We start from the raw sequence: 12,363 nt of genomic DNA, 5'->3' as shown, positions 1-12,363 counted from the left end.
GTCGGAAGCTTGTCCATGCCCCACTCCCTGCCCGTCCAGCTCCGCGCCACGGTGCGATTCCTTGGGCGTATCCTGGGCGACGTGATCCGGTCGGAAGACGGGCAGGCGGTGTTCGACGAGATCGAGCAGATCCGCCAGGCCTCCGTCGCCCTGCACCGCAACGGCCCGGAGGCGGGCGGCGACGCCGTCGAATCCCGGCTGAGCGAACTCTCCCTGCCCGAGGCCGTGCGGTTCGCCCATTCCTTCGCCTGCTTCCTGCAGATCACCAACATCGCCGAGGACCAGATCCAGCGCCGCCGCGGGCGCGAGGGCGAGGGCCGCAGCGACACCCTGGCCGGCGCCATGCGCACCCTGGCCGGCGCCGGCATCGGTCCGGAAAAGGTCGCCGACCTGTTGGCCAACGCGGTGATCGCCCCGGTGATCACCGCCCACCCCAGCGAGGTGCGCCGCAAGAGCCTGCTGGACCGCGCCCACGCCATCATGGAGGCCCTGGAGGCCCACGACACGCCGGACGAGGACGCCCGCGCGGCCCACGAGCGCGAGCTGGTCCGGCAGATCGCCATCATCTGGCGCACCCGGCTGCTGCGCGGCGTGAAGCTGGGGGTCACCGACGAGATCGAGAACGCCGTCTCCTATTTCGAGCGCAGCTTCCTGACCGAACTGCCCAAGGTCTACGCCGGGTGGCGCGGACTGATGCCTGGGACGCAGCTGCCGAGCTTCCTGCGCATCGGCTCCTGGGTGGGAGGCGACCGCGACGGAAACCCCTTCGTCACCGCCGACATCATGCGCCACGCCTTCGCCCGTCAGGCGCGCGCGGCCCTGGACAGCCACCTGGCGCGCATCAACGACCTAGGCGCCGAGCTTTCGATCTCCGCCAGCCTGGCCCAGACCACGCCGGAGCTGCAGGCTCTGGCCGATCGGTCCCCCGACACCTCGCTGAACCGGGCCGACGAGCCCTATCGGCGGGCGCTCACCGGCGTCTATGCGCGGCTGGCGGCGGCCTATCCCGGCCTGACCGGCGGCTCCACCCGCGTGTCGCCCTTCCTCAGCCCGCCCTATACGAGCCCCGACGAGCTGAAGGCGGACCTGCAGGTGCTGCAGGACTGCCTGATCTCTCAGCACGGCGAGGTGTTCGCCGAAGGCGCCCTGCCTGACCTGATCCGGGCCGTCGACTGCTTCGGCTTCCACCTGGCCACCCTGGACATGCGCCAGAACTCCGCCGTCCACGCCCGGGTGGCGGCCGAGCTGCTGAAGGTGGCCGGGGTCTGCGCCGACTACGAGGCCCTGCCCGAGGCGGAACGCTGCGACCTGCTGGTGAAGGAGCTGTCCCACGGACGCCTGCTGCATTCGCCCTATGCCGCCTACAGCGAGGAGACGGCCAAGGAGTATGGCGTGCTGCAGGCCGCCGCCGAGGCCGTCCGCCTCTACGGGCCCGAGGCGATCAAGGCCTATATCGTCTCCAACACCACCTCGGTCTCTGACCTCCTGGAGGTCTATCTGCTGCTCAAGGAGGTGGGCCTCTACATGCCCTCCGATCCCGCCGGCACGCGGATCTTCGCCGAGCCGCTGTTCGAGACCATCGCCGACCTGCGCGATGCGCCGGCCACCATGACCCGCTATCTCGCCCTGCCCCTGGTGCGCGCCCTGCTGGCGGGCAAGGGTCGGCAGGAGGTGATGATCGGCTATTCCGACAGCAACAAGGACGGCAGCTACCTCACCTCCACCTGGACTCTGCACCAGACCTCGACGGCCCTGGTGGCGGCGACCAAGGCCGCGGGTCTGTCCCTGCAGTTGTTCCATGGCCGCGGCGGCACGGTTGGGCGTGGCGGCGGGTCGAGCTTCGACGCCATCCTGGCCCAGCCGGCAGGAACCGTGAACGGCCACATCCGCATCACCGAACAGGGTGAGGTGGTGGCCAACAAGTACGCCGATCCGCAGCTGGCCCGGCAAAGCCTGGAGACCCTGACCGCCGGGGTGGTGCTGGCCTCCCTGCGCAAGCGCGACGTTTCCACGCGGGACGCCTATGGCGTGATCATGGGGCGGCTGTCGGACGAGAGTTTCCGCGCCTACCGGGCCCTGGTCTACGAGACCAAGGGCTTCGCCGACTACTTCTTCGCCGCCACCCCGATCGCCGAGATCGCCGACCTGAACATCGGCAGCCGGCCCACCTCACGCCAGGCGAGCCGGACCATCGAGGGTCTGCGCGCCATCCCCTGGGTGTTCTCCTGGTCCCAGGCCCGGGTGATGCTGCCCGGCTGGTACGGCTTCGGCTCGGCGGTAGAGGCCGCGGGCCTGCCGCCCGAACAGCTGCAGGAGCTGCACCGCAACTGGCCGTTCTTCTCCACGACGCTCGCCAATATGGAGATGGTGCTGGCCAAGGCCGATATCGCCATCGCCCGGCGCTATTCCGATCTGGTGGAGGACCGCGCCCTGTCGGGCGCCATCTTCGGCCAGATCAGCGCCGAGTGGGAGCGCACCACCGCCGCCCTGCTCTCCATCACAGGTCAGTCATCCTTGCTGGAGAACAACCCCGACCTGGCCGCCATCATCCGTTCGCGCCTGCCCTATATCGACCCGCTCAACCACCTGCAGATCGAACTGATCCGCCGCCGGCGGGCTGGCGAGGACACGCCCGAGGTGCGCGAAGGCATCCACCTGGCCATCAACGGCGTGGCGGCGGGGCTACGGAATTCGGGGTAAAACCCATTCTCCCGCAAGGGGAGAAGGATTCCAGTTACTTATAGACGAAGGCCTTGTCGTCGAGGTCGATGAGCGGGAACGCTTCCTTCTCGGCCAGATAGTCCTGGCTGTGGCGCCATTCGGGCTTGTCGCCGCTCTTGGGTAAGAGGTGCATGCCGCGCATCAGGTAGCCGGGGTTGAAGTTCTCCGGGTCGATCCAGGGCAGCAACGGCATGTTGTCGTCCTGCTCGCGCAGCGCGACCTCCACCTTCTTCACGTGCTTCTCGTCCATGTGCTTGAGCAGGCGCAGGACGAATTCGGCCACCATGTCGGCCCGCAGGGTCCAGGAGGCGCGGAAGTAGCCGAACACCCAGACCATGTTGGGGACGCCGGTGAACATCATGCCGCGGTAGGTGACGGTCTTGCCGAAATCCAGGGTCTTGCCGTCGATGGAGAAGTCGATGTCGCCGAGGACGGCCAGGTCGAAGCCGGTGGCGGTGACGATGATGTCGGCCTCCAGGGTCTCGCCGGATTTCAGCGCGATGCCCTTTTCTGTGAAGCGGTCGATCTCGTCGGTGACCACCGAGGCCTTGCCCGAGGCGATGCCCATGAACAGATCGCCGCCGGGGATGAAGGCGATACGCTGGCGCCAGGGGCGGTAGCGGGGTGTGAAGTGCTTTTCCACATCGAAGTCGTCGCCGAGGAAGGCGCGGACCCCGGCCAGCAGTTCGGCGGTGACGGCCTCGGGCTCCTCCTGGGCGCGGCGGGCGAAGGCGGCGCCGTCATGGACGATCTTGCGGCGGACGATCTCGTGGATCCAGGTCTCGTCGATCTTCAGTTCGCGCAGGGTGTCGGCCAGCTCGTTGGCGTTGCGGCCAGGGATGAAATAGGTCGGCGAGCGCTGCAGAAGGGTCACGTGAGCGCAGTCGTCGGCGATGTTGGGCACCAGGGTCGCGGCGGTGGCGCCCGAGCCGATGACGACGACCTTCTTGCCCTTGTAGTCCAGGTCCTGCGGCCAGGTCTGGGGGTGGACGATCTTGCCCTTGAAGTCGGCCATGCCCGGCCATTCCGGGGTGTAGCCCTTGGAATGGCGGAAGTAGCCCTGGCACATCCACAGGAAGTTGGTGGTGAAGCGCAGTTCCTCGCCGGTGTCGGTGCGCACCGCCTCCAGGGTCCACAGGTTGTCCTGGCTGGACCACGAGGCCTTGGTGATCTTGTGCTTGTAGCGGATGTGGCGGGCCAGATCGTTGTCGTCGATCACCTCGCCCATGTAGCGCAAAATCTCCTCGGCCGTGGCGATGGGGGCGCCGACCCACGGCTTGAAGCTGTAGCCGAAGGTGTAGAGGTCGCTGTCTGAGCGGATGCCCGGATATTTGTGGGTCGCCCAGGTGCCGCCGAAGGTCTCCTGCACATCCAGCACCACGAAGCTGGAGCCAGGCCGTTCCTTGGCCATGTGATAGGCGCCACCGACGCCGGCGATCCCCGCGCCCACGATCAGGACGTCGAAGTGCTCGGTCTTCTGAGCGGTGCGGGTCAGGGTGGCGGCTTCGGACATGTTCAGTCTCTGTGTGCTGCAGCTAACTGAACGCTGATAACAAATCTTTCGGGGGCCTGTCGACGCTCTTCCGTGTCATGCCGCGCTAAGGGCTTGCGCTACCGCCGCGCCCCCGCCGTCCGCTCGCGGATGGCCTTGAACTCCGACCCGTCCTTCCAGTCGGGCCAGTCCTTGGGATCGGACGCGATGGCCTGGCCCATGACGTAGAGCAGCTGCACGTCCTGGGCCGCGCCGCGCAGGTCCCAATCGGGGCTCCAGGCGTCGCAGGGCTGGTGGTAGCAGTGGGCGGTGTAGTCGCTGACCCACCTGTCGCCGGCTTCGCGGCCGCCGGCGACCAGGTCGGGCCCGCCGCCCAGACCCATCATCAGCATCACCGGCACCCCCTGCTTGGCCAGGCTGAAGTGGTCGGCGCGGAAGAACAGGCCGCGCTCCGGATGGGCGTCGGGGGTCACCACGCGATTCTGCGCCTTGGCCGCGGCGATCAGCCGGTCGTCCAGTTGGCTCTGGCCGTAGCCCACCAGCACCACGTCCTTGGAGGGGCCGGCGGTCTGCAGAACGTCCATGGTGAAGTTGGCCGCCATCTGGTCCAGAGGTGTCGTGGGATGGACGCCGTAATATTCCGACCCCAGCAGGCCGCGCTCCTCGGCGGTCCAGGCGGCGAACAGGGTGGTGCGGGCCGGGCGCGGACCGGCGGCGAAGGCGCGCGCGATCTCCAGCACGCCGGCCACCCCGATGGCGTCGTCGGCCGCCCCGTGGCGCACCTTGTCGCCATTGATCGGCGCCCCCAGGCCGAAAGCGTCCCAGTGTGCGGAGAACATCACGCTCTGAGTCGGCCTGCTGGCGCCGGTCAGCTTGGCGATGACGTTGCGGCTGGTCACTTGGCTATGGGTGACGCCGTAGTCGGCGGAGAAGGTCGCGCCGGTCAGGGCCACCGGCCTGAAGTCGGGGGAGCGGGCGGAGGTTTTCAGGGCCTCGAAATCCAGGCCCGCCTGCTGGAACAGATCGACGGCGGTGTCGCGCGCGACCCAGCCCTGCAGCAGTAGCTTGTCCTTGCCGGGATCAGGCCGGACGATGTCGAAGCTCTCGCCGTTGGAGGCCGCCACCGTCGACCATCCATAGCCGGCGCCCGGGGTCTCGTGGACGATCAGAGCGGCGATGGCGCCCTGGCGCACCGCCTCCTCGTACTTGTAGGTCCAGCGCGCGTAATAGGCCGCCGCCTGGCCGCCGAACTTGCCGGCCACCGGCTCGCCGGCCTTGGCCTCGAAGTCCGGGTCGTTGATCAGGAAGACCGCGACCTTGCCCTTGAGGTCATAGCCCTTGAAGTCGTCCCAGCCGCGCTCGGGGGCCTTGACGCCATAGCCGACAAAGACCAGCGGCGCGCCCGCGATGGCCACGTGGTCCACCGGCCGCAGGGTGGCGACATTGATCTGCTGGGCCTGTTCCAGAGCGGTGGTCTTGCCGCCGACCGAGACGCTGAGCTTGGCGCCCGGCTGCACCTGAAGGCGCTGGAGCTGGACCTCCTGGGTCCAGCCGCCCTTGTCCCCGGCCGGCTCCAGCTTCAGCGCCTTGAACTGGCCGATCAGGTAATCGACCGTCCTGGCCTCCCCCGGCGATCCGGGCGAGCGGCCCTCGAACGCATCCGACGCCATGACCTTGACGATGGCCGACAGCCGCGCCGGATCGATGGGGCCGGACGTCTGAGCCTGGGCGGTCGTCGCCAGCAGAACGGCGGCGAGGGTGAGGGACGGAAGCTTCATAGGGCCGGACTCCGAAACAGGGTCCGATCCTAGAGCCTCGCGGCCGAAAGTGCATACCGGTTCAGGCGCCACCCCCCCACCGCTCATCCCGGCGACCCTAAGGGCGGCGCGAAGCAGCCAAGGCCGGGACCCAGATTCATCCTGGGCGATAGGAGGTGGCCCTCAGCCGCTTCGCTCCGTTCCGCGAACGGGAGTGGCTTTCACCTGGGTCCCGGCCTTCGCCGGGATGAGCGGATGATTGATCCGCACTGCGTCACGCGAACTCCCTCAGGAAAGCTCCGCCTCGACGGCGTGCAGCCGGTCCTTGCCGAAGAACATCTCGCCGTCGACGAAGAAGGTGGGCACCCCGAAGGCGCCCCGGGCCACGGCGGCCTCTGTGTTGGCGACGAGCTCGGCCTTCACCGCCGGGTCCTGCGTCGACTCGAGGATCGCCCGGGCGTCGAGGCCGGCCTTGGTGAGCACGTCGGCCACCACCTCGGGATCGTCCATCTTCAGCCCCTGCTCCCACATCGCTGAGACCACAGCTTCGAGATAGGCGTCGCCGACCCCGGCCCGACGCGCCGCCACCAGGCCGCGCATGATCAGCAGGGTATTGACCGGGAAGTGGGGGTTGGAGCGGTAGGCGGTCAGCTTGTGGGCGGCCACGAAGCGCTTGGTCTCGAGGCCCTCATATTCCAGCTTGCCCTTCACCCCGCCGAAGGCGGCCATCGGCGACTGGTTGCCAGTGGCCTTGAAGATGCCCCCCAGCAGGCAGGGGATCAGATTGACCGTCGCGCCGTGCCGGGCGGCGATGCCGGGCAGCACCTTCCAGGACAGGTAGCCGTTGGGGCTGCCGAAATCGAAGATGAAGTCGATCGTCTTGGCCATCACCAGGTCTCCTTCCAGGGGCGCAGATCCAGTTCGTGGGTCCAGGCCGAGCGGTTCTGATTGTGCAGCCACACATAGCTTCGAGCTATCTCGTCGGGCTTGAGGATCTCGTCGCCGGCCAGCTTGGCCGCGACCGCCTCGGGGCTGTTGTTGGTGCGGGTGAACACCCCGTCGATGGCGCCGTCCACCACGATGTGAGCGACGTGGACGCCCACCGGCCCCAGTTCGCGGCCGGCGGTCTGGGCGACCGAGCGCAGGGCCGCCTTGGCCGAGGCGAAGGCCGAGTACATCTTGCCGCCCCGAATTGACGCGGTGGCTCCGGTGACCAGGATCGTGCCCCGGCCGCGGGGCGTCATCACCCGGGCGGCCTCGCGGATGGTGAGGAAGCCCGCGAAACAGGCCATCTCCCAGACCTTCTGGAACACCCGCGTCGTGGTCTCGAGAACCGTGAACCGCACGTTCGCCCCGATGTTGAAGACCACGACTTCGAGCGGGCCGACCTCGGCCTCGACCTTGTCAAAGAGGGCGACCATCTCGGCCTCGTCGCGGGCGTCGACCCCGAAGGCGTGGGCCCTGCCCCCGGCCTTGCGGATGTCTTCGGCCAGGGCCTCGAGCTGATCCAGATTGCGGGCCCGGCGGGTGACGCAGACGGTCATCCCCTCGGCGGCGAAAGCCTTGGCGATGGCGCCGCCGACCCCGTCGCCGGCCCCGATCACCAGGCAGACTTTCGGCGCTGTTTGCGGAGGGTCCAGGGCCATTGGCTCACCTAAGTTCAGTTTCTGGACGAACCATCGTATTGAATCTGGACCCAGTCAATGGGATAGTGTCGCCGAACTGAAGGACGCCGCCCGTGAAGTGGGAAGACCTCGCCGACCAGCCCTGCTCCATCGCCCGCTCCGTGGCGGTGATCGGCGACCGCTGGACCCTGATGATCCTGCGCGACGCCTTCCTGGGCGTGCGGCGGTTCGAGGCCTTCCAGACCAGGCTCGGCATCTCGCGCACCATCATCGCCGAGCGGCTGAAGCTGCTGGTGGACGAGGGCGTGCTGACCAAGGTCCCCTATCAGGACCGCCCCGTGCGCCACGAATACCGCCTGACCCAGAAGGGCCTGGATCTCTATCCCGTGGTCATGTCCATCGTGCACTGGGGCGACCGCCACTATGCCGGCGAGGCCGGCGCCCCCCTGCTCCACCGCCACAAGACCTGCGGCTGCGACTTCGCCCCCGTCATGACCTGCTCGGAATGCCACGCCCCGGTGGGCGCCCGCGAGGTGGAGACACGGCCGGGGCCGGGCGCGGCCCAGGGCGTGACCTCATAAATCCAGCCTGGGCCCCAACAAACTAGCTCGCATCGAGCTGAAGGGCACGGTCGACGGGCTCTACGGATGTCTCGAAATAGGCGAGCCCCCGCTGAAGAGCCTCGATCAATTCCGTGGCCACGATCGGCTTGCGAACCAGTCCGTCAAAGCCGTGGTCAGGACCAAGCCGCGCCAGATCGGCATCGGCCGTGAACGCCAGGATCGGGATGTTCTGGTTGGGTCCGTCGGTCTGACGGATGCGAGCCAAGGTCTCGGGACCGCTCATGCCAGGCATGCGGAGGTCGAGCAGGATGAGGTCGACGGGGTTGATTGAAGCCGCCTCGATGGCGCTTGGACCATCAGCGGCTTCCAAGACCTCGACGCCAAGTCCGCTCAGCAAGGCGTTGACGAGCTCGCGGTTGACCGGATTGTCATCCACCACAAGCAAGCGAAGACCGTCCGCCGCCTCCGCAGCGCGGGCTTCCGCAACGCTGGGCTCGACGATCGTGGCTTCCGGCGCAGAGATCTTGAAGTGGAAAGTCGAGCCCTGACCGGGCCTGCTGTCGACGCCGATCTCACCGCCCATCGCCTCGATCAGACCCTTGCAGATCGCGAGTCCGAGGCCGGTGCCGCCGTGCTGGCGTGTTGATGAGGCGTCCACCTGCGAGAACCGTTTGAACAGGCGCTCACATTGCTCGTCGCTCATTCCGGCGCCCGTGTCCTCGACGTCGACGGCAAGCTGCTCACGAGCCTGATCATAGGACGCCGTCAGACGAACGCCGCCCGTGCTCGTGAACTTGACGGCGTTGCCGATCAGGTTGAGCAGCACCTGCCGAATCCGATCGGGATCCAGCCGCACCGCATCGGGTAGGCCATCGGCGGCGAAGCTCAGGCTCAACCCCTTCGAGTCGGCCAGCGGCGAGAACATCGTCAGGGCGTCGTGCAGGACGCCGCGAGGTGAAACAGGACGAGGCTTGATTTCGGTCTGACCGGCCTCGAGCTTCGAGAAGTCGAGCACGTCGTTGACGATGGACAACAACGCGTCGCTGGCCGTCGCAACCCGGTAGAGTTGCGCGCTGGCCTCGGGTGCGAGATCCTTGCGCTCGGTGAGCAGGCGCGTGAATCCCAGAATGGCGGTGAGTGGAGTGCGTATCTCGTGGCTCATGTTCGCCATGAAGTCCGACTTGACCCTGGCTGCGTCCTCAGCCGCGTCGCGCGCCGCCAGCAGGTCGGCCTCGATCTGGCGTTGCGCGCTGACGTCGCGGATCACATCCAGAATTTCCGAAGGTTTGCCCTCGGCGTCACGCACGAGGGTGGGATTGCATTCGAGCCAGATCCACTCCCCGTCCTTGCGCTGGAAGCGGTAGGAAACCCTCCCAGAACTGATTTCACCCGATATGACCCGCCTGACGTGGGCCAGGCTTGGCTCCAGGTCGTCGGGGTGGATCAGATGCAGGAACGCGGGCTTATGTTCGCCCAACTCCTGAGCCGTGAAGCCTGTGACCTGAGTGACGGACGGTGAGGCGTAGAGAAGCCGACCCGACAGACTGCTACGTGAAATGATGTCGGTGGCGTATTCGCCGATCACGCTGTTGCGCATCTCGCTTTCCGCGAGGGCGGACTCCACAGTCTTACGCTGAGTCACGTCGCGCACCGCGTCCCGGAACTCGATCAGGTGGCCCGTGTCCGCGTCATAGATCGCTCTCGCGTGCCCCTCGAGCCAGACCGTGGCGCCGTCCTTGCGGAACGCGCGGTAGCCGTATTGAAGCGGAGGGGCGTCCGGACCCGCGCCAAGATAGGCGGTGAAGGCCTTGCGAACCTGGGGCATGTCATCGGGGTGCATGAACTCCGTCGTCGCACGCCCGAGCAGTTCCTCCGGCGCATAGCCCAGCACCTTTTCGATAGCCGGAGACAGGAAGGTGAACTTCTCATCAACGCCATAGCAGGCGATGATGTCAGAAGCCCGGGTCGCCATTAGGCGGTAGCGCGCCTCGCTGGCCGCCAGAGCGGCTTCCATTTCCATGCGGCTAGTGATGTCGCGCATGACGCTGACTACCTCGACGATGCCCCCGCTGTCGTCGCGGATGACGGTCGGACTGGTCTCCATCCAGGTCCACGCACCGTCCTTTCGGCGGATACGATAGCGGTAGGTGGCGCCCTCGGGGTCCGGCAGGCCGGCGAGCCGGGCCGCGGTCACCGCCTGCATACGCGGCACGTCGTCGGGGTGCACCAGGTCCGCCGGCCGGAGGCGGATCAGCTCGTCGGGCTCGTAGCCGTAGCGGCGACAATTTGGCGAGACCCATAGAATTCCCTGACCTGGCTCGACGCGGAAAATGAGGTCAGCAGCGTGGTCGGTGAGAAATTGAAGCCGGGCCTCATTCTGCCGCAGGCGTTGATCCGCAAGCTTGAGGTCGGTGACGTCCACAAAGGTCCCGAACAGCGCGGCGACTGACCCGTCAGCATTCATCGCCGGGGCGCCCCGAGCAGACACCAGGCGCTCGCTACCGTCAGGTCGCCGGATGCGGGCTTGCAGAGCATAAGACTCGCCCGTCGCGACAGCGCGTTCCACCAGCGCCGCCAGCTTCGCCGCGTCTTCAGGCGCGTAGAGGGCCAGGACGCCATCGAGACCGGGAGGCGGCTCGGCCGGATCGCAGCCATGAATCTCATAGAGTGCGCGAGACCAGGTCGTGACGTCGGAAGCGGCGTCCCATGACCAGTGGCCAACGCCAGCCATCTCTTCGGCTTGGTCCAGTAGCTGCCGCTGGTTGTTCCGGTCACGCTCCGACCGCTGAAACGCGGAGATGTCCCGCCGCATCAGGAGAGCTTGAGTGACGGAGGCGGCCATGGCCTCAAGCTGCGCACGGGCGGCCTGGCTGAAGCTACGCCTCGGCGCGAAATCAATCACGCACAGCGTGCCGAGGCGATGGCCGTCCGGCAGGATCAACGGGGCGCCGGCATAGAATCTTATGGAGGGCGCGCCGGTGACCAATGGATTGTCGCGAAACCTCTGATCCTGTCTCGCGTCAAGCACGACCATGGCCTGATCCTGCCGAATGGCATGGTCGCAGAACGCGACATCCCGGCCCGTCTCTGAGACGTCCAGGCCGATACAGGACTTGAACCACTGGCGATCGATGTCCACCAGAGACACCAGCGCGACAGGGGCGTTGAACGTCAGCGCCGCAAGTTGTGTGAGGCTGTCGAAGATCGCCTCAGGCGCGGTGTCGAGAATCCCCAAGCCCTGTAGCGCCGCGATCCGATCTGGCTCCTCGGGCGTGTCCACAGCAGGCTCCAAAATAGCGCAATCCTCCCACAATGCGGCGCGGCCCTTTCGGTAGGGTTAATCCGGAGGCGCTCGGGACCACCTGCGACAATTCGACCTGCAATGTCAGATCGCCGGGAGACCGCCGGCCGGCTGGCTGCGAAATGCGCCTCCACCCCCGACCCAACCGCCACCTTCAATCCTATGAGGACACGGCCTGGTCGGTCAGCAAGCTGGTGAGCCAGTCGGTTAACTCACCCGCCTTGGCGGGGTCGAGGTCCACGGACCGCAGCAGGGCGTCGCCGAACAGGGCCTGGGACATGGCCGAGGCGCTTAGGAGGGCGATCGCGTACTGGCTGTCCTCCCGGGTCGGCACGGGCGCGCCCTGCGCCAGGGCGCCCGCTGAGCGGTCTTCGTGCAGCCAGTCCACCAGGGGCGACAGCATGCCGGCGCCCTCCGGCCGCCAGCCTGAGAAACTCAACCACATGACCAGCCGCGCGGCGCCCTTGCGGTCATAGAAGTCGGCCAACAGAGCGGCGGCGCGGGCCAGGTCAAAGCCTATGCCTTCGGCGCGGTGGGCCGCGATGGCGGCCGCCAGCTCGTCCAGGAAGCGGCGGCCGGAATAGCGCAGCAGGGCTTCCAGCAGCTGCTCGCGGCTGCCGAAGTGGTAGTGGACCGCGGCGTCAGTGAGTCCGAGATCCCGGGCGATAGGCTGAACCCGCACGGCGTCGGGCCCCTGGGCGATCAACCGGGCCTCGGCGGCCTGCAGGATGGCCAGTTTCGAGGCCTGGGCGCTGCGGCGGACGCGTTTGCGGGGTTCGGACATCGGGCCTCCAGCGGGTCGCCGTCCCAGGGATAGACCATCGCCGCGGGCGCCACACGAATCTGTTTGCGGCGGCTCTCGATATCGTCTTACTTTGACTAGTCAAAGTAAATACGGAACGAA

8 protein-coding genes are annotated in these 12,363 nt (G+C 67.2%); 2 read left to right on the top strand and 6 right to left on the bottom strand.

Annotated features, from left to right (window positions below):
* The first annotated feature begins 15 nt into the window (after positions 1–15).
* Positions 16–2,700 (top strand): phosphoenolpyruvate carboxylase, encoded by a 2,685-nt coding sequence (ppc, locus tag JKL49_RS03820; RefSeq protein WP_215338385.1) that lies wholly within the window; start codon positions 16–18, stop codon positions 2,698–2,700.
* Positions 2,701–2,734: 34 nt separating this feature from the next.
* Here ppc and JKL49_RS03815 read toward each other — a convergent pair whose 3' ends face one another.
* The 4 genes from JKL49_RS03815 to JKL49_RS03800 all read right to left on the bottom strand — a co-directional run bounded on the left by JKL49_RS03815 (position 2,735) and on the right by JKL49_RS03800 (position 7,616).
* Positions 2,735–4,234: a flavin-containing monooxygenase gene (locus JKL49_RS03815; RefSeq protein ID WP_215338384.1), complete on the bottom strand. Its 1,500-nt coding sequence runs from the start codon at positions 4,232–4,234 to the stop codon at positions 2,735–2,737.
* Positions 4,235–4,332: 98 nt separating this feature from the next.
* Complete coding sequence (locus JKL49_RS03810; protein ID WP_215338383.1) at positions 4,333–5,991, bottom strand: M28 family metallopeptidase; 1,659 nt, start codon at positions 5,989–5,991, stop codon at positions 4,333–4,335.
* A gap of 267 nt (positions 5,992–6,258) precedes the next feature.
* Complete coding sequence (locus JKL49_RS03805) at positions 6,259–6,858, bottom strand: 2-hydroxychromene-2-carboxylate isomerase (protein WP_215338382.1); 600 nt, start codon at positions 6,856–6,858, stop codon at positions 6,259–6,261.
* The gene (locus tag JKL49_RS03800) at positions 6,858–7,616 is read right to left on the bottom strand and encodes an SDR family NAD(P)-dependent oxidoreductase (RefSeq protein WP_215338381.1); all 759 of its coding nucleotides are present in this window, start codon (positions 7,614–7,616) and stop codon (positions 6,858–6,860) included. The genes JKL49_RS03805 and JKL49_RS03800 overlap by 1 nt, the downstream gene beginning before the upstream one ends.
* Positions 7,617–7,708: 92 nt before the next feature.
* Between JKL49_RS03800 and JKL49_RS03795 the strand changes: the two genes are divergently transcribed.
* A complete protein-coding gene (locus tag JKL49_RS03795) occupies positions 7,709–8,176 on the top strand; it encodes a winged helix-turn-helix transcriptional regulator (RefSeq protein ID WP_215338380.1) in 468 nt (155 codons plus the stop codon).
* A gap of 22 nt (positions 8,177–8,198) precedes the next feature.
* Here the strand turns inward: JKL49_RS03795 and JKL49_RS03790 are convergent, their stop codons facing one another.
* Together JKL49_RS03790 and JKL49_RS03785 are read right to left on the bottom strand one after the other, a co-directional pair.
* A complete protein-coding gene (locus JKL49_RS03790; protein ID WP_215338379.1) occupies positions 8,199–11,438 on the bottom strand; it encodes a PAS domain S-box protein in 3,240 nt (1,079 codons plus the stop codon).
* A 181-nt stretch (positions 11,439–11,619) separates the two neighbouring features.
* Positions 11,620–12,243: a TetR/AcrR family transcriptional regulator gene (locus tag JKL49_RS03785; RefSeq protein ID WP_215338378.1), complete on the bottom strand. Its 624-nt coding sequence runs from the start codon at positions 12,241–12,243 to the stop codon at positions 11,620–11,622.
* Positions 12,244–12,363 lie beyond the last annotated feature (120 nt).

The organism is Phenylobacterium glaciei, assembly GCF_016772415.1.
GTDB lineage: Bacteria > Pseudomonadota > Alphaproteobacteria > Caulobacterales > Caulobacteraceae > Phenylobacterium > Phenylobacterium glaciei.
This window is presented reverse-complemented; position numbering and strand designations above follow the sequence as displayed.